Origin of the sequence: Pseudomonas sp. CP4, from assembly GCF_047758505.1 — a bacterium.
In the GTDB taxonomy this organism is placed as follows: domain Bacteria; phylum Pseudomonadota; class Gammaproteobacteria; order Pseudomonadales; family Pseudomonadaceae; genus Aquipseudomonas; species Aquipseudomonas fluorescens_AO.
Genome location: NZ_CP180489.1, coordinates 269151 through 286749, shown reverse-complemented (window position 1 = coordinate 286749; position 17599 = coordinate 269151). Strand labels below are relative to the sequence as shown.

Annotated in this window: 11 protein-coding genes and 1 pseudogene; 5 read left to right on the top strand and 7 right to left on the bottom strand. The window is 61.7% G+C overall.

Translation table 11 applies throughout. The features are described 5' to 3' along the window. Positions 1-468 precede the first annotated feature (468 nt). Both ACMYUN_RS01125 and ACMYUN_RS01120 read left to right on the top strand, forming a co-directional pair. On the top strand, positions 469-1383 hold the full coding sequence (locus tag ACMYUN_RS01125; protein ID WP_129998727.1) for a LysR family transcriptional regulator: 915 nt from the start codon (positions 469-471) through the stop codon (positions 1381-1383). Positions 1384-1513: 130 nt separating this feature from the next. Further along, a complete protein-coding gene (locus ACMYUN_RS01120) occupies positions 1514-3025 on the top strand; it encodes a diguanylate cyclase (protein WP_415762493.1) in 1512 nt (503 codons plus the stop codon). Here the strand turns inward: ACMYUN_RS01120 and ACMYUN_RS01115 are convergent. From ACMYUN_RS01115 to ACMYUN_RS01105, 3 genes and pseudogenes are all read right to left on the bottom strand, one after another. Continuing rightward, a pseudogene (locus ACMYUN_RS01115) lies at positions 3022-4559 on the bottom strand (cryptochrome/photolyase family protein). The gene ACMYUN_RS01120 and the pseudogene ACMYUN_RS01115 sit on opposite strands and share 4 nt — an antisense overlap. 404 nt (positions 4560-4963) lie before the next feature. Continuing rightward, positions 4964-6085 (bottom strand): alkene reductase, encoded by a 1122-nt coding sequence (locus tag ACMYUN_RS01110; RefSeq protein WP_415762492.1) that lies wholly within the window; start codon positions 6083-6085, stop codon positions 4964-4966. A 102-nt stretch (positions 6086-6187) separates the two neighbouring features. Beyond that, positions 6188-6865 (bottom strand): type 1 glutamine amidotransferase domain-containing protein, encoded by a 678-nt coding sequence (locus ACMYUN_RS01105; RefSeq protein WP_415762491.1) that lies wholly within the window; start codon positions 6863-6865, stop codon positions 6188-6190. 211 nt (positions 6866-7076) lie between these two features. Between ACMYUN_RS01105 and ACMYUN_RS01100 the strand changes: the two genes are divergently transcribed. Further along, on the top strand, positions 7077-7661 hold the full coding sequence (locus ACMYUN_RS01100) for a TetR/AcrR family transcriptional regulator (RefSeq protein WP_016770670.1): 585 nt from the start codon (positions 7077-7079) through the stop codon (positions 7659-7661). A 955-nt stretch (positions 7662-8616) separates the two neighbouring features. Here the strand turns inward: ACMYUN_RS01100 and ACMYUN_RS01095 are convergent. Both ACMYUN_RS01095 and paoC read right to left on the bottom strand, forming a co-directional pair. Beyond that, positions 8617-8934, bottom strand: a complete 318-nt coding sequence (locus tag ACMYUN_RS01095; protein ID WP_415762490.1) for a hypothetical protein — start codon at positions 8932-8934, stop codon at positions 8617-8619. Positions 8935-8959: 25 nt separating this feature from the next. Then, positions 8960-11170 (bottom strand): aldehyde oxidoreductase molybdenum-binding subunit PaoC, encoded by a 2211-nt coding sequence (gene paoC, locus ACMYUN_RS01090; RefSeq protein WP_415762489.1) that lies wholly within the window; start codon positions 11168-11170, stop codon positions 8960-8962. 266 nt (positions 11171-11436) lie between these two features. Here paoC and ACMYUN_RS01085 point away from each other — a divergent pair, with 266 nt between their 5' ends. Then, entirely contained in the window at positions 11437-13563 is a 2127-nt protein-coding gene (locus ACMYUN_RS01085; protein WP_415762488.1) for a TonB-dependent siderophore receptor, read from the top strand. A gap of 235 nt (positions 13564-13798) precedes the next feature. Then, a complete protein-coding gene (gene gabP, locus ACMYUN_RS01080) occupies positions 13799-15205 on the top strand; it encodes a GABA permease (protein ID WP_129999289.1) in 1407 nt (468 codons plus the stop codon). On the opposite strand, the gene ACMYUN_RS01075 is transcribed toward gabP, so the two are convergent. Continuing rightward, entirely contained in the window at positions 15202-15414 is a 213-nt protein-coding gene (locus ACMYUN_RS01075) for a hypothetical protein (protein ID WP_122507419.1), read from the bottom strand. The two genes, gabP and ACMYUN_RS01075, sit on opposite strands and share 4 nt — an antisense overlap. An 18-nt stretch (positions 15415-15432) precedes the next feature. Beyond that, positions 15433-17484 (bottom strand): pyridoxamine 5'-phosphate oxidase family protein, encoded by a 2052-nt coding sequence (locus tag ACMYUN_RS01070; protein ID WP_415762487.1) that lies wholly within the window; start codon positions 17482-17484, stop codon positions 15433-15435. Positions 17485-17599: the final 115 nt, after the last annotated feature.

Sequence of the window (17599 nt, the reverse complement as noted above, 5' to 3'; positions counted from 1 at the left end):
GCTCCCGAAAGCGGTGGGGCAGCCGCAGATTTTTCGACTGACGGGGCGCCTTCGCGGGCAAGCCCGCTCCCACAGGGATTGTGGGTACACCGGGTGATTGCTGCCCCACCACAAAACCATTGTGGGAGGGGGCTTGCTCCCGAAGGTGGTGAGGCAGCGCACAGATTTTTCGACTGACGGGGCGCCTTCGCGGGCAAGCCCGCTCCCACAGGGATTGTGGGTACACCGGTTGATCGCTGACCCACCACAAACCCATTGTGGGAGGGGGCTTGCTCCCGAAAGCGGTGGGGCAGCGCACAGATTTTTCGACTGACGGGACGCCTTCGCGGGCAAGCCCGTTCCGACAAAGTGAGGTCCTTCGAGATGGAATTGTTTACCGCGCCCGGCGCCCCCAAGCACGACGATACAAGACGTGTGGCGAGCGCTGATGCACAATCAGCGGCGTTCCCTCACCACCGGATCCCGCTTATGGACAAGTTGCTGGCCTTGAAGATGTTTGTGGAAACCGTGCGCTGCGGGGGCTATTCCTCGGCGGCGCGCAAGCTTGGGATTTCGACGTCTTCGGTGACACGGCAAGTGGCGGGGCTGGAAAACGAGTTGGGTGCCAGCCTGCTCAATCGCACCACGCGCAACACCAGCGTGACCGTCGCCGGCCAGACCTATTTCGAGAAGGCCGTGGCCATTCTCGATGCCATCGACGAAGCCGATGCGGTAGTTGCCGATCGTGGCAGTGATGCCCAGGGCCGCTTGCGCATCAGCGTGCCGGTGGAATTCGGCCGCAGGCTGATTGCGCCGCACCTGAGTCGCTTGCTCGAGCGCCATCCGGGGCTGGAGATCAGCCTGTCGCTGAGTGATCAGGTCAGCGATTTGCTCAGCGAACAGATCGACGTTTCGGTGCGCCTCGGCTCGACAGTGGTCAGCGAGGACATCGTCAGCAAACGCGTCGGCCAATTCCAGCGCTGGGTCGTCGCCAGCCCCGATTACCTCGCGCGCAGTGGCGTACTGGAGCACCCGCGGGATCTGCTTGAGCACCAATGCCTGCGTTTCGATTACGGCGGCAGCCATCACCACTGGACCTTTCAGGGCGACGAAGAGCCGATCCAGCTCAACGTCCAGGGTCGCCTGCAGAGCAACAACGCCGACATCCTGCGCGAAGCCGCAATCGGCGGTGGCGGGGTGACGCTGCTGGCCGACTGGCTGGTGCGCGACGACGTCGCCGCCGGACGCCTGACGCGCTTGCTTGAACACTATGAAGTCAACCCCGGCAGCGCCAGCAGTTGCATCAACGCGTTGTACTTGCCCAATCACCGGGGTTCGAGCCGGATCAACGTGTTCATCGATTTCCTCGTGGAGATTCTCCAACCGGCTGCACCCGCCGCTTAGCCCTGCACACTCTGTTGCTGCAGCCGCTTGAGACTGCTTGTATGCTTGCGCCCCGGAACACGTGGCCGCCGTGAGTGCCGACGTTCGAATGATGGCTGGAAGGGAACCCGGACTTCCTTAAGGTACTGACGTGAAGCGTGATACTCGCCTTGTAATGCTCCTGCTGCTGGTGATTGGCTGTTCCCTGACTTCGCTGACCATCTGGAAAGTCTGGTCTTCGCGCGAGCGTGCGCTGGCCGAGGTCGACGTGCATGGCCTGAACCTGACCCAGGCGCTCAACACCTACACCGAAGGCATCGTCCGGCAAAGCTCGTTGCTCTTGCTGGGGCTGGTCGAGCGTCTCGAAGCCGAAGGCGATGGACCGGCGCAGATTCAGCGCATCAAGACCCTGATCGACAGCCAGCAGTCATTGATGCCGCAGCTCAGCGGCATCACCATTTACGACCGGCACGGGCACTGGTTGATGTCCTCCAACCGGCCGATTCCGGCAGGCGCGAACAGCAGCGACCGCGCCTATTTCAAGCACCACCGTGACGATCCGAGCCGCGAATCGTTCATTGGCCCGCCGATCCAGAGCCGTGCCAATCACGAATGGGTGGTGACCATCAGCCGTCGTTTCAATGACGACGCTGGCCAGTTCGCCGGGGTGGTCGCGGTGACGTTGGGAGTGGAAAACTTCCTGCGGGTGTTCGGCAAACTCGACGTTGGCCAGGACGGCGCGATCGGTCTGTCGTACACCGATGGCACGCTGCTGGTGCGCTACCCGTTCCGCGAGCAGGACATGGGGCGCAACTTCTCCAAATCGCCGATCTACGCGAAATACCTGGTCGACCGCTCGGTCGGTACCGCCTCGTACACCTCCAGCCTCGACGGCGTCGAGCGGCTGTACGCGTTCCGTAAAAGTGAAACCCTGCCGCTGATCACCACCGTGGCCCTGGGCAAGGATGAAGCACTGGCGGCGTGGCGCATCGAAGCGGGATTGTCGGCGGTGGTGGTCGTCGGGCTGCTGGGGCTGACCGGGTTGATCGGCTGGTTCCTGATCCTCGATATTCGCCGACGTACGGCAGCCGAGGAGGCGTTGCGCGATGCCCAGCAGCAGTTGCTCGCGTCCAATCGACAGCTGGAATTGCTGGCGATGAAAGACGCGCTCACCGGTTTGGCCAACCGCCGCTGTTTCGATGAGACGCTGGCGGTGGAAGCGCGGCGGGCGCAGCGTGACGGGACCTCGCTGGCCCTGCTGATGATCGATATCGATCACTTCAAATTGTTCAACGATGCCTTGGGCCATGTCGCCGGTGATGCTTGTCTGCAAGCGGTCAGCAAGGTCCTTGAAAGCTGCGTGCGACGGCCGTCGGATCTGGTTGCGCGCTACGGTGGCGAGGAAATGGCGGTGATCATGCCGGCCACTGATAGCGTCGGGGCGACGGTGGTGGCGCAACTGATGCTCGAGCGTTTGCAGCAGGCCCATATTGCCCATCCGGGCAGTCCGTTCGGGCGGGTGACGGTGAGTATTGGTATCGCGGTGGGCGCGGGCTCAAGTCTGGAGACCATATCCGCGATGATCGAGACCACCGATCAGGCGCTCTATCGTGCGAAAGAGGCGGGGCGCAACGGTTTGGCCGGACACGCTGAGGCGAACTAGAAAGCTTCGCCGCTTTCCAGTTTCGCCAACAGCATCTGCCCGCGTTGCCACAGGGCATCCTGCTTGGCCAACGGCATGCGGTCGAGGTTCTTGTACATCATGCCCATGCGCTGATTGCCGCGCAGGATATCGCCGTGGCGCATGAGGAAATGCCAGTACAGCGCGTTGAACGGGCAGGCATCGTCCGCGCTGCTTTCCTTGACCTTGTAGGCGCAGTCGCCGCAGTAATCCGACATCCGATTGATGTACTGGCCGCTGGCGCAGTAAGGCTTGGAGCCGAGATAACCGCCGTCGGCGTGCATGACCATGCCAAGGGTGTTGGGCAGTTCGACCCAGTCGAAGGCGTCCATGTAGATCGCCAGATACCACTCACAGATTTCCTTCGGCGCAATCCCGGCGAGCAAGGCAAAGTTGCCGGTGACCATCAGCCGCTGAATGTGGTGAGCATAAGCATGTCGCAGGCTTTGGCCGATGGCCTGGCGCATGCAGTTCATCTGCGTGTCACCCGTCCAGTAGAACTCCGGCAGCGAACGCGTGTTACCAAACACATTGCCCTCAGCGTAGTCCGGCATCTTCAGCCAGTACACACCGCGCACGTATTCACGCCAGCCGATCAACTGCCGAATGAAGCCTTCGGCAGCATTGAGGCCGATGCTCCCCGACCAGTACGCCGCCTCGACATCGCTGCACAGCTGACGCAAATCGAGCAGGCCGATGTTCAGCGCCGCGCTGATCCGTGCGTGAAACAGAAACGGTTCGTCGCTGGCCATGGCGTCCTGGTAATCGCCGAATCCGGCCAGCGCGTAGTCGAGAAAGTACTGCCACAGGGCCTGGGCATCGGCGTGGGTCAACGGGTAGTTGAAGTCATCCAGCGTGCCGTAATGCGTGGCGAAGCGTTTGCTGACCAACGCCAGCACCTCTTGGGTGATTGCGTCATTGGCGAAACGTGCCGGGTAGGGCGGTTTGGCGTGTTTGGGCAGCGCCTTGCGATTCTCCGCATCGAAATTCCACGCACCGCCGACTGGCGTGCCGTCGCCATTGAGCAGCAGCCGACTCTTGCGCCGCATCTCGCGGTAGAAGAATTCCATGCGCAGCTGTTTCTTGCCGCTGGCCCAATTGGAGAATTCTTCGCGGGAGCAGAGGAAACGGCTGTCTGAATGCCAGTGCACGGGCAAGCCCGAATCTTTGATTGACTGCTCAAGGCGCCAGTCGCCGCATTCGGTGATGTGGATCTCGTCGGCACCAGTGAGGGTTTGCCAGCGCTGCAATTCGCCGGGGATTGAACCGCTGTTGTCCGGTTCGTCGAGGGTGACGTATTGGACGCGGTAGCCTTTATCGCGCAACGACTCTGCAAAGTGGCGCATGGCGCTGAAGATCAAAGCAATTTTTGTGGATGATGAGCGACGTGGGTTGCTTCCTCCATGACCTCGACCATCAGCAGCAGGTCTTGTTGGGGATCGAGTGGCTGCAGGGAGGCCAGGTCGAATGACAGCTGGTCACCGAGGATCAGGAGCAAGCGGTGGGCAGAGGGCATGGAGCGAAGTCCGGTTGGCGATTCGAACGCCAATAGTTATACAGATTGTTTGCTATGTATAGGTTTTCACCACTAGACTGAAGTCTCAGTGTGGCAAGGGGCTTGCTCCCACAGGGATGGCGGGTGTACCACCTGATTCTTGATCCACCACAGAACCAATGTGGGAGGGGGCTTGCTCCCGAAAGCGGTGGGTCAGCTTGCATATTCATCGGCTGACAGGACGCCTTCGCGAGCAAGCCCGCTCCCACAGGGATGGCGAGGTGTACCACTGATCCTTGTTCCACCATAGAACCAATGTGGAAGGGGGCTTGCTTCCGAAGGCGGTGGGCCAGCTTGCATATTCATCGGCTGACACACCGCTATCGCGAGCAGGCTCGCTCCCACAAGGGATTTGTGTTGGGTTGTCAGCCAGGGTAGGTCGGATAGTCGATATAACCCTCGGCACCGCCGCCATACACCGTCGCCGGGTTCAACTGATTCAACGGCCAGTCATTGGCAATCCGCGCCGGTAGGTCCGGGTTGGCCATGAAGGGCCGGCCAAACGCGACCAGATCCGCCAGCCCCGACTCGAGCAACTGCGCCCCGGTGTTGGCGTTGTAGCGTCCGGCATAAATGATCGCGCCACTGAAAGTGTCGCGCACCGCCTGGCGAAAGGTCTGCGGCATCGCTGGCGCGTTTTCCCAGTCGGCTTCGGCGATCGACAGGTAGGCGATGCCGACGTCTTCAAGAATCTTGATCGCTGCAATGTAAGTGCTGTGCGGATCTTCCTCGACCAGGCCCAGATATGTCCGCGCTTCATCGGTGGTGCTGAACAGCGGCGCAAACCGCACGCCGACTTTGTCCTTGCCGATGCATTCGGCAACGCCGGCCACCACTTCGCGCAAGAAGCGCAAGCGATTGTCCAGCGAGCCGCCGTACTGATCGGTGCGCAGGTTGCTGTGGGCGGAGATGAACTGGTTGACCAGATACCCGTTGGCGCAATGCAGTTCGATGCCATCGAAACCCGCTTCCATCGCGTTGCGTGCAGCTTGGATATACAGCTGAATCAGTTCCTGGACTTCATCGGTGCTCAACGCGCGCGGAGCGGACGGCGGCACCAGTTCACCGGCACCGGGCGCGGTTTCGATAAACACACTGACGCGATCCGTGGCCACCGCAGAGGCCGATACCGGCGCATCGCCATTGGGCTGCAACGCCGTGTGCGAGACCCGACCGACATGCCAGAGCTGGGCGAAGATCACGCCATCCACGGCGTGCACCGCCTCGGTGACTTTGCGCCAACCGGCAATCTGCTCCGCAGTGTGAATGCCCGGCGTCCACGCATAACCTTGGCCGCGCGGTTCGATCTGCGTGCCTTCGGTGACCAGCAAACCGGCACCGGCGCGCTGCTGGTAATACTCGGCCATCAACTCGTTGGCGACATTGCCCGGTTGCGTGCTGCGCTGGCGGGTGAGGGGCGGCAGGACGATGCGGTTTTTCAGGGTGTGGTTGCCCAATTTAGCGGGCGTGAAGAAAGCATTGTTCATGGAATAAGCCTTGAATCTGATTAGACCAGTCGACTAGTGACTGGGCAAAAAAACAACGCCGGGCTGTACGCACGCGGCGTTGATCGGGGTAGAGCGATGGATTCAGCCGAGCATCTTCAACAGCTTTTCGGCAACGGCGGCGGAGCTGGCCGGGTTCTGGCCGGTGACCAGTTGCCCGTCAGCGACCACGTGCACCTGCCAGTCGGCGACTTTCGAATAGCGACCGCCCAGACGCTGGAACTCGTCTTCGATAAGGAACGGCACCACGTCAGTCAGGCCGACCGCCGCTTCTTCGGCGTTAGTGAAGCCGGTGACGTCACGGCCCTTGACGATTGGCTGGTCGTCAGCGCGCACCACGTGCAACAACACGCCCGGTGCGTGGCAGACAAAACCGTGAGGTTTGTTGGCGCGGTCGAAGGCTTCGATCAGCGCGATCGAGGCCTTGTCTTCAGCCAGATCCCACAGCGGGCCGTGGCCGCCTGGGTAGAACACGGCATCGAAATCCTCAGCCTTCACGTCAGCCAACCGGCCAGTGGTGGCCAATGCTTGTTGCGCGGCCGGATCGGCGCGGAAGCGATCGGTTTCGGCAGTCTGTGCGCTTGGCTCATCGCTTTTTGGATCGAGCGGTGGCTGGCCGCCGGCAGGCGATACCAGCGTGACTTCGGCGCCGGCATCCTTGAAGGCGTAGTAGGGCGCGGCGAACTCTTCCAGCCAGAAGCCGGTTTTCTTGCCGGTGTTGCCGAGTTGATCGTGAGAAGTCAGAACCATCAAGATTTTCATAGAGCACCCTTGGGTTGGTCTGGCATCGGCAGGAGGCGAGGGATTCGCTTGTTGTCGGTGCCGCATGAATTTGTGTGTCGGGGCGCAGCATAGTTTCCAATTAGACCAGTCGTCTAGTAATTTTTCAGAAAATGTTTTTGCCCGTCGGTTATGGCAAACTCCCGGTCCTGAAAACTATACGACTGGTCTATTGTCTGGAATTTTGCGCACCATGAAGCCGACCTTTGACGACACCCGCCAACACTTGCTCGACACCGGCCACCGGATGATGGCCGAGAAGGGCTTCACCAGCGTCGGCCTCAACGAGATCCTGCAGACCGCCGGCGTGCCCAAGGGCTCGTTCTATCACTACTTCAAATCCAAGGAGTTGTACGGCCAGGCGTTGCTCGAGGATTACTTTGTCGACTACCTCGCCGACATGGAGCGCCGCCTGACCCTGCCGGGGCTGACTGCGTTCGAGCGTTTGATGGATTACTGGCAGGGCTGGCAGAACCGTTGCACCCTGGAGGGCCATGGCGACGAATGCCTGGTGGTGAAACTCAGCGCCGAAGTCGCCGACCTGTCTGAGTCAATGCGCCTGACCCTGCGCGACGGCGCCGAACGCATCGTCGCGCGCATCACCGAATGCATCGAACAAGGCCAGACCGACAAAAGCCTGCCCGAGGGCGACGCGCGGAAGTTGGCGGAGACGCTGTATCAGCTCTGGCTCGGCGCGAGTTTGTTGAACAAATTGCAGCGCACCGGACAGTCGCTGGAAACCTCGATGGCGATGACCCGGCAGTTGTTGCAAGTCTGAGCCTCGCCGCGGGTCTCTGTAGGAGCGAGCCTGCTCGCGAAGACGGCGGCACATTAAACATCTCACCGCCAGACCGAATGCATTCGCGAGCAAGCCCGCTCCCACAGTTTTCGCGGCGCGTGCCAAATCCCGGCAACCCATAATATCCAGTGTGGGAGCGGGCTTGCTCGCGAAGACGGCGGCACATTAAACATCTCACCGCCAGACCGAATGCATTCGCGAGCAAGCCCGCTCCCACAGGTTTTCGCGGCGCGTGCCAAATCCCGGCAACCCACAATATCCAGTGTGGGAGTGAGCTTGCTCGCGAAGACGGCGGCACATTCAACATCTTCATCGCCTGACCGAATGCATTCGCGAGCAAGCCCGCTCCCACAGGTTTTCGCGGCGCGTGCCAAATCCCGGCAGCACACAAAACTCAAGGTGGGAGCGAGCCTGCTCGCGAAGACGGCGGCACATTCAACATCTTCATCGCCTGACCCAGCGCATTCGCGAGCAAGCCCGCTCCCACAGGTTTTTGCGGCGTGTGCCAAATCCCGGCAACCCACAATATCCAGTGTGGGAGCGGGCTTGCTCAAGAAGGCGGCGGCACATTCAACATTGTCATCGCCAGACCGAATGGCTTCGCGAGCAAGCCCGCTCCCACAGGTTTTCGCGGCGTGTGCCAAATCCCGGCAACCCACAATATCCAGTGTGGGAGCGGGCTTGCTCGCGAAGACGGCGGCACATTAAACATTGTCATCGCCAGACCGAATGGCTTCGCGAGCAAGCCCGCTCCCACAGATTTTTGCGGCGCGTGCCAAATCCCGGCAACCCACAATATCCAGTGTGGGAGCGGGCTTGCTCGCGAAGACGGCGGCACATTCAACATCTCATCGCCAGACCGAATGCATTCGCGAGCAGGCTCGCTCCCACAGGGGACCTGCGTGGATTATGGGTTAGGGCATCAGCAGGCCAGTCAACACTCAGGCAGTTGAGCAAACCACTGCGCATACGGCGTATTGCTCACCTTGTGCCGGTTGTAATCCGGGCTGCCATCCTCCCACCACACCGGCCCGCGTTCACCCAATGCGATTTTGGCCTGGTTCACACGTGCTCTCGCTGACTTCAATGCATCAGCATCCTCCGCGTGTTTGGCCTCTTTGACCGCTCGCCGCGCCGACATGAGTTCGGTAACCAACGCCTCACGCTCGGCCGCTGGCAGCGCTGGATTGCTGCAACGCCAGAGCTGCTGCTTGACCACAAAATAGCGGCCATCGGGGGTGATGGGGTACATGGGCGATATCCTGCGTGATCCAGTCTCAGACCGGATAGGACAACTCGCCGATGAGTTTATCCAGCGTAATCGGATAATCGCGCACCCGTACGCCGCACGCGTTGTAGATCGCATTGGCGATGGCCGCCGCCGCGCCGCTGATGCCCAACTCGCCAACGCCTTTGGCTTTCAACGGGGTGGCATAGGGGTCGACTTCATCGAGAAAGATCACTTCCTGATGGGGAATGTCGGCGTGCACCGGCACCTCGTATCCGGCCAGATCGTGGTTGACGAAAAAGCCGATTCGATGATCCACCGCCAGCTCTTCCATCAATGCCGCACCCGCACCCATGGTCATCCCGCCGATAATCTGGCTGCGCGCGGTTTTCGGGTTGAGGATGCGCCCGGCGGCGCACACCGCCAGTTGCCGGTGCAGACGGATCTCCCCGGTAGCGGCATTGACCGCGACCTCGGCGAAATGCGCGCCGAAGGTCTGCTGGACGAAGCGCTGGGCAAGGTCGCCGTATTCCATGCGGTCCTCACCCGTCAGCTCGCCATTGGCTGCGGCCTGAGCCAAGCCAACCTGCTGCGAGCCTGCGCGAATTTGTCCGTCGACAAACTCGGCTTGTCGCGGGTCTATCCCCACGGCGCGGGCAGCGGCCTCGCGCAATTTCAGGCACGCGGCATACACCCCAGCAGTGGAGGAGGCGGCGCCCCACTGGCCGCCGGAGCCCGACGATTCCGGAAACCGCGAATCGCCCAAGTGCACCACGACACGGTCCAGCGGCATGCCCATCATTTCGGCGGCGGTCTGGGCAATGATGGTGTAACTGCCGGTGCCGATGTCGGTCATGTCCGTTTCTACGGTGATGACGCCCTGACGATCAAGCCGCACCCGCGCCGCCGAAGCGGTGGTCGGTGCGCCGCGAATCGCCGAGGCCAGACCGATGCCGATCAGCCAACCGCCCTCACGGCGCTGACCGGGTTGAGGGTTGCGCTGCTGCCAGCCAAAGCGCTCAGCGCCAGTGTTCAGGCACTCCACCAATTGTCGTTTGGAGAATGGCCGCGTGGGTTGCTCCGGATCGACCTGCGTGTCGTTGAGGATGCGCAGTTGCAGCGGATCCATCTGCAGCTTTTCCGCCAGTTCATCCATGGCGATTTCCAGCGCCATCATTCCCGGCGCCTCACCCGGTGCGCGCATCGCCGAACCCTCGGCGAGATCGAGCACGGCAAGGTTCAAGCGGGTCATGCGATTGGCCCCGGCGTACAGCAATCGGGTTGATGCGGTCGCCGCTTCGGCGCGACCGCCGCGCAGGTTGCCCGACCAGCTCTCGTGGCCGATCGCCGTGATCACGCCGTCACGGTTGGCACCGATGCGCAGGCGCTGAATCGTCGCCGGACGATGGGTCAGGTTGTTGAACATCAGCGGCCGCGGCAGCGCGACTTTCACTGGTCGTCCGGCATGTCGAGCGGCCAGGGATGCCAAGACTGCGTCGCAAAGGATCGTGCCCTTACCGCCGAAACCGCCGCCGATATACGGCGAGATCAGGCGCACGTCTTCCTTGGCAACGCCGAGGGTTTTCGCCAGATCGCGCACGCCCCAGTTGATCTGCTGGATTGATGTCCACAAGGTCAACTGCTTGCCGTTCCAGCGGGCGATGGTTGCGTGCGGTTCCATCATCGCGTGAGCCTGATCGGGCGTGCTGTAGTGCTGATCGATTTGCACGGGCGCAGCGTTGAAGGCGCCTTCGAAGTCACCGGCGCTGGTCTGCGGCGGCGGGCCGAAACCGGCCGGTGGCGGTGGGGTTGCGGAGTCTTTCGCAGTTGCGAGATCGAACGAACCCGGTGCGGCCACGTAGCGAATTTCAAGCAGACCGGCAGCCGCGCGGGCCTGTTCAAAGGTCTCCGCAACGACAATCGCCACGGCCTGGTGATAGTGATCGACCTGCGGCCCGGCCAAGGCCCTGGCTACGTAAAACTCGCCTTTAGCCAATGGCCCGGCGTTTTCGTAAGTGACGATGGCGATCACCCCGGACGCTTCCCGCGCGCTTGCCGAATCGATCGAAGCAATGCGCCCCTTGCCGATTCCGGCACCGACGATGTAGCCATAGGCGGCGTCCGGCACCGCTGCGTATTGTTCGTAGGCGTACGTGGCGGTGCCGGTGGTTTTCAGCTTGCCGTCGATGCGGTCGGCAGGTTGGCCGATCATCTTCAGTTGATCGATCGGATTGGAGCCGGCCGGGGTGTCGAATTTCATTTGCGAATTCCTTTCAGACAGGCTGGCGGCACACACGTAGCGCGGCGCAGCCATCGATTGACGTCGGATCTCTACGAGCCTAGGCCATCGACGCGCTGCTGATAATGCGCGGTTTCAGGATGGAGTGATGAATTCTGCTCAGTAATCCTGACCAACATGACAAATAAGAATAAGTTTCAATTACGAATGCGCTGGTATACCATGCGCCGCGTTTTCATTGGCGGTTTTGCCCTTCGTTCTGGCCTATTCGTAAAGGTTTTCACCTCATGCGTCGAACTCTGCTTTCCATTTGTGTGCTGCAGGCGCTGTCTTCTTCCTCGTGGGCTGAATCAGCCGAACCGACCTCTTCAACGCTTGAGCTGGAAGCCACCGACGTGGTCGGCACAGCGGATTACGAACGGGCAGACGGCCCGGTGCAGGGCTATCGCGCCACGCGTTCGGCCAGCGCCACGCGCACCGACACGTCGATTCATGAAACTCCGCAGTCGATCAGCGTAGTGACCAAGGATGCCGTCGAAGACCTCGGCGCCACGCGTTTGCAGGATGCGCTGGATTACGCCGGCGGCGTCGGGCGGGCGAACAATTTCGGTGGGCAGGGCCTGACCACGTTTACCGTGCGCGGCTTTACCACGGGTGAGTTCTACCGCAACGGTTACCCGATCAACCGTGGCTACCCGAACATGCCTGACGCCAACACCATCGAACGTCTGGAGGTGCTGCGCGGTCCGGCGACCATGCTCTATGGCCGTGGCGATCCCGGCGGTACCTTCAACGTGGTGTCGAAACAACCGTTGCCCGAGCGCACCGTTACGTTAGGCAGCCAATTGAACGACCAAGGCATGAAGCGCGGCACCCTCGACGCTTCCGGGCCACTCGATGAAGAAGGGCGTCTGGCCTATCGCTTGAATGTGGTGGGCGAGGGCGGCGACACCTTCCGCGATCATGTCGAGACCGAGCGCTACGGCATCACGCCGGTGCTGACCTGGCACGCCACCGACGCGACCAAGCTGATTTTCGAAGGCGACTTCATGCGCAACAACGCGCCGCTTGATCGTGGCGTGACGCGCTACCCGGCGCAGATTGGCACTGCCTCGCGCGATACCTTCTTTGGCGAGAAGGACGTCGGCAAACTGCACAACGACAACAACATGGCGCAGCTGCGTTTCGAACACATGCTCAACGACGACTGGACCCTGGGCGGCGGTTTCCAGTGGCTCGACGGCTCGCTCAAGGGCAACGCGATCGAGGCCAACGGCATTGCCGCTGACGGCCGCACGCTGGGGCGCAACTTCAACTACCGCAAGCTGGAATGGACCGACAAGGACACCCAGCTCAACCTCACCGGGCATTTCGACACTGGCGGTCTGCAGCACACCTTGCTCACCGGCATCGAGTATGAAGATTACGATTACAAGTCGATCATCCAGCGCTCCAGCGGCGCGGTCAGTGCCTACCCGATCGACATCTTCAATCCAGTCTACGGCCAGCCACGCCCGGCGCTGACCCGCACACCGACCCACGATAAAGAGAACCTCAAGACCTACGCCGCGTTCGTGCAGGATCAGGTCGCCCTGACCGACAAACTGAAAGTGCTGGCCGGCGCACGTTTCGAGCGCTTCGAGCACGATTACGAAACCTACGTGCCGGGCGGCAAGAGCTGGCAGGCCAGCGACAACGCCGTCACCCCGCGTATCGGCGTCACCTACGACCTGACCGATACCCTGGCGGTCTACGCCAACACCGCGCGCTCGTTCAAGCCCAACACCGGCGCCAGTCGCGAAGGCGGCGGCTTCGCTCCAGAGAAAGGCAAGTCCTACGAGATGGGCGTGAAGTGGGAAGCGCTGGATCAGCAGTTGAGCGTCGACGCGGCGATCTACCAGATCGAAAAACGCAACGTGCTGACCACAGATCCTGTGGATTCGACCTTCAGCGTCGCTGCCGGTGAAGTGCGCAGCCGTGGTTTCGACGTCAACGTCACCGGCAACCTCACCCCGGAGTGGCGAGTGGTCGGCGGTTACGCTTATGTCGACGCCGAGGTGACCAAGGACAACACGCTGCGCTCCGGCACGCGCCTGCTGAACATCCCGAAGAACAGCTTCAGCCTGCTCAATATGTACGAGTTCCAGGACGGCACGCTCAAAGGCCTCGGCCTCGGCACTGGCCTGAAATACGTCGACGAGCGCGCCGGGCAGACCGCCAACACCGCGTTTTCCATGGGCAGCTACACCGTGGTCGACCTGCTGAGCTTCTACAAGGTCAACGACAAGGTGCGGCTCAATCTGGATGTGAAAAACATCTTCGATCGCGACTACGAGGAAGGCGCCTTCGGCAATGTTTACGCCTACCCGGGCGCGCCGCGAACCGTGCAGGTGGGGATTTCCTACACGCTGTAAATCGCCGCAGCGGTTGCCGCCGCCCAATGGTGGCCTGAGAGTGGCATGTCGAAATCAGACATCGGCATGCCGCACTCAGGCTAGTTGGACGGCGCTCGGGCCACGTAAGGTGAAGCATCATTTCGTCGGCAAAGCGTCTGCGTCGCAGCTTTCGCCTGATGTCGGCACAGGAAATGATGATCGCCTGACGCACAGTCAGTGGCCCAAACGTCGATCATGAGAACAATAAGAACCCATGACTAGCCTGAACCCCAAGGACTCCAACGGTCAGTTGGCGCAAGGTTTCAAACCGCGTCACGTCACCATGCTTTCCATTGCCGGCATCATCGGCGCAGGACTTTTCGTTGGCTCAGGCCACGCCATCGCCGCCGCAGGACCTGCGGTGCTGCTCGCCTATCTGTTCTCCGGTCTGCTGGTCGTGCTGGTGATGCGCATGCTCGGCGAAATGGCCGTGGCGCATCCCGACACCGGCTCGTTTTCCACCTACGCCGATCAAGCCATTGGCCGCTGGGCCGGCTTCACCATTGGCTGGCTCTACTGGTGGTTCTGGGTGCTGGTGATTCCGATCGAAGCGCTGGCCGCCGGGCACGTGCTCAACCAATGGTTTCCCCAGGTCGATGCGTGGTTGTTCGCCTTGCTGTCGATCGTGCTGCTGGTGATTACCAACCTGTTCAGCGTGTCGAAATACGGCGAGTTCGAATTCTGGTTCGCCATGGCCAAGGTCATCGCGATCATCGGTTTCATCGGCCTGGGTTTCGCGGTGCTGATGGGCTGGATTCCCGAGCGTGAAGCCAGTGGCTTGAGCACGCTGATGGCCGAGCACGGCGGCTTTGCGCCCAACGGCATGTCGGCGGTGGTCGGCGCTTTCATCACCATCATGTTCAGTTTCATCGGCACCGAAGCGGTGACCATTGCCGCTGCGGAGTCGAATAATCCGGCGCAGAACATCGCCAAGGCCACGCGTTCGGTGATCTGGCGCATCGGCATCTTCTACCTGCTGTCGATCTTCGTGGTGATTTCGGTGGTGCCTTGGAACGACCCGCAACTTGCCTCGGTCGGTTCCTACCAGCGCGCACTGGAGCTGATGAATATCCCCAACGCTAAATTCCTCGTCGACGTGGTCGTATTGATCGCGGTAGCCAGTTGCATGAACTCGTCGATCTACATTTCCTCGCGCATGCTCTATTCGCTGGGCCGACGCGGCGATGCGCCGCCGGCATTGAAGGTGACTTCGGCGGCCGGCGTGCCACGCGCTGCGGTCATTGCCAGCACGGTGATCGGCGCAGGCGTGACGTTACTCAGCTATTTCATGCCGGCCGGGCTGTTCCAGTTCCTGCTCGCCAGCTCCGGCGCAATCGCCTTGCTGGTGTATCTGGTGATCGCCATTTCGCAGTTGCGCATGCGCCGCCGCCTGGAACGGGAAAAGGTCGAAATGACCTTGCGCATGTGGCTGTTCCCCTGGCTCACCTGGCTGGTCATTGCCTTCATCTGCGCCGCTCTGGCAGTGATGATGATCACCCCTGAACATCGCCTGGAAGTGACTTCGACGATTGGCCTGGCGCTGCTGATCTCGTTCATTGGCCTGGTCACCAGCCGCCAGCACCGGCCGGCGGGCAGAGTGGTTGCGGTGAGCAAAGCCTAAGCAAACAATGCCTTGAGCCCACGGGAAAACCAGCCGTTCGGGCTCGAAGGCAGACGCTCACGTTGATTGAATGAGCCCGTCAACGCGCAGGTTTCACCGGCGAGTGAACCCATCAATTGCGGCAGCAAAAAGCTGCGTTCGCATTCACTGGCGGACAGTCCGGTGTTCTCTTGCGGCCAAACGACGTTGGTTTCTGCATACGGCTTCATGGCGCACCTCCTCAACATTCAAACATCCAGCACCAGGGTGTCGCTGCCCTGCGCCGGGGCGGCGCAGCAGATCAGCACTTCGTCGTCCGCCAGACGCATGGCCGGCGGGGTCAGGTAATGCACCTGGCCGCTGGTAAGGCGGGTTTTGCAGGTGCCGCACGAACCGCCGCGACAGCTGAATTCCGGATTCAAGCCACGTGCCTCGGCCAGTTCCAGCAAGGTGCCGCTGCCCGGTTCCCAGCGTGCTTCCTTGCCGGACGTGGCAAACAACACCTTGACCGGTTCTTCGGCGACCGGTACTTGCGGCGGCGCCGGGGTGCTGATTTCGACATCGCGGATCAGCGTCGACGGGCCGAAGGTTTCGGCGTGGATGCGATCATCGGGAATGCGCATTTTGCGCAGGCCGTCGTACAGCGCCTGGGTGAAGCTGCCCGGGCCGCACAGATAGAAATCGTAGTCATCCAGCGGCAGCAGGCCTTTCAGCAAGGCGATGTCGATGCGCCCGGGATGGTCGTAGCCCTGCGCTGTTGCTTCCAGCGGCGGCTGGCTGACCACGCGCAGCACTTTGACCTTGTCGCCTGCACGCGCGGCCAAGGCGTCGATTTCATCGCGAAAGGCCAGATCCTCGACGGTGCGACTGCTTTGCACCACCCAGGTCGTGCGCATGCGGCTGATGCGTTTGCCCTGATAGACCACCTCGCGCAGCATCGACAGCAACGGCGTCACCCCAACCCCTGCGGCCAACAGCACCAGTGGCCGGCGTTCGGTGGCGTTGACGGTGAAATCGCCTTGCGGCGCGCGGGCTTCGATCAAGTCCAATGCCTGCACCCGATCATGCAGATGCGAAGACACCGAGCCATCGCGTTTGACGCTGATGCGCAGGAACTCGTCCGACGGCGCGCTGGACACGCTGTAGGTGCGGATCGACGCGGCGTCCTGGCCGTCGAGCAAAACCTTGATCGGCAAGTGCTGGCCCGGTTCGAAGCGCGGCAGGCCGAAGCCGTCGTTGGCTTGCAGGTAAAAGGAGCGGATCTGCGGACTCTCATCGACCACCCGCGTGACGTGCAGCGCGCGCCATTGATTGCGCAGCGCCTCGGCCTGCAAACGCTCGCGGGTCTGTTCCCAGTTGCCGGTCATTTGCGAGTTGGGCGAATCGCCTTCCGGCTGCTCGGCCCAGCGCAGTGGCAGCGCGGCCTGACGGTAAACGATGCGCTGCGGCTTGAAGCGCCACAGGCGCTCGGCGCCCTGGAACGCGGCGATTTGCGGATCGTCGAGCAGCACTTCTGCGCTGCCGGTCATTTGCAACAGATCGCCGCTTTCGAAATCGATAAAGGTCAGCCCGGCGCGCGGGTTGAGCAGGATATTGCCCAAGGTGTTGAAGAACAGATTGCCGGAGAAATCCGGAATGGTCAGGGTGCCGTCCTCGTCCATGTGCACGAAGCCGGATTTGCCACCGCGATGGGACACATCGACTTGGCGCTCGCCGTCGCGCACCACGTAAGTGGCCACGTAGAACGAGTCGGCGGCGGTGATCATCTCGCGCACCAAGGGTTCGCTGACCGGCAAGTCGAGCGCGTTGTCGGTGGTCTCATCGACGAAGGCGTAATGGCGCAGATTGATGTAGCGCGGGCAGTTGCCGTAGGCCTGGGTCACGCTGATCTCGAGGCTGTCGGCATCGCGGCGGCTGATGTTGCCGTTCATGCGATTGCGCCGACGGGTGTGCAGCTCGATGCCGAGCATGCCGATCGCATCGCCGGGTTGCAGGCCTTGATTGGCCGGGTCGTTGGGCTGGGCGTCGAGCTTGATTTTCAGAACCTGTGGCGACGGCGAATCCATGAACCCCGGTTGGCCGGTGCGCAGCGTCGCCCACGGATCGCCCTGGCTGTCGACAGCGCCCAGTACGACGAAGGGCAGTTGCGCATAGAACTCGCGGTGCTGGTCCGGCATCCAGTCGCGGGCCAGTTGCCGTTGGCCGACACCGACCATCATCTCCACCGCGCCGACGGCACGTTGCAGGGTCAGCTCACCTTCATGCCAGGGCGAGGGCTGCGGTTTCGACGCTGTGTCCATTTCGATTCTCCTCGGGTGCAAACGGGCCGGTGAGCCGCCAGGGGCTGAAGCTCAAGTGGGCTCATGTTCGCCCTCGGCCGGTTGCGAGGGAATGGCCAGAAACTGCAATCCACTG

Coding starts and splice junctions, on each gene's coding strand:
- ACMYUN_RS01125 (WP_129998727.1), top strand. CDS start 469: ATGGACAAGTTGCTGGCCTTGAAGATGTTTGTGGAAACCGTGCGCTGC.
- ACMYUN_RS01110 (WP_415762492.1), bottom strand. CDS start 6,085: ATGAACAATGCTTTCTTCACGCCCGCTAAATTGGGCAACCACACCCTG.
- ACMYUN_RS01105 (WP_415762491.1), bottom strand. CDS start 6,865: ATGAAAATCTTGATGGTTCTGACTTCTCACGATCAACTCGGCAACACC.
- ACMYUN_RS01100 (WP_016770670.1), top strand. CDS start 7,077: ATGAAGCCGACCTTTGACGACACCCGCCAACACTTGCTCGACACCGGC.
- ACMYUN_RS01095 (WP_415762490.1), bottom strand. CDS start 8,934: ATGTACCCCATCACCCCCGATGGCCGCTATTTTGTGGTCAAGCAGCAG.
- paoC (WP_415762489.1), bottom strand. CDS start 11,170: ATGAAATTCGACACCCCGGCCGGCTCCAATCCGATCGATCAACTGAAG.
- ACMYUN_RS01085 (WP_415762488.1), top strand. CDS start 11,437: ATGCGTCGAACTCTGCTTTCCATTTGTGTGCTGCAGGCGCTGTCTTCT.
- gabP (WP_129999289.1), top strand. CDS start 13,799: ATGACTAGCCTGAACCCCAAGGACTCCAACGGTCAGTTGGCGCAAGGT.
- ACMYUN_RS01075 (WP_122507419.1), bottom strand. CDS start 15,414: ATGAAGCCGTATGCAGAAACCAACGTCGTTTGGCCGCAAGAGAACACC.
- ACMYUN_RS01070 (WP_415762487.1), bottom strand. CDS start 17,484: ATGGACACAGCGTCGAAACCGCAGCCCTCGCCCTGGCATGAAGGTGAG.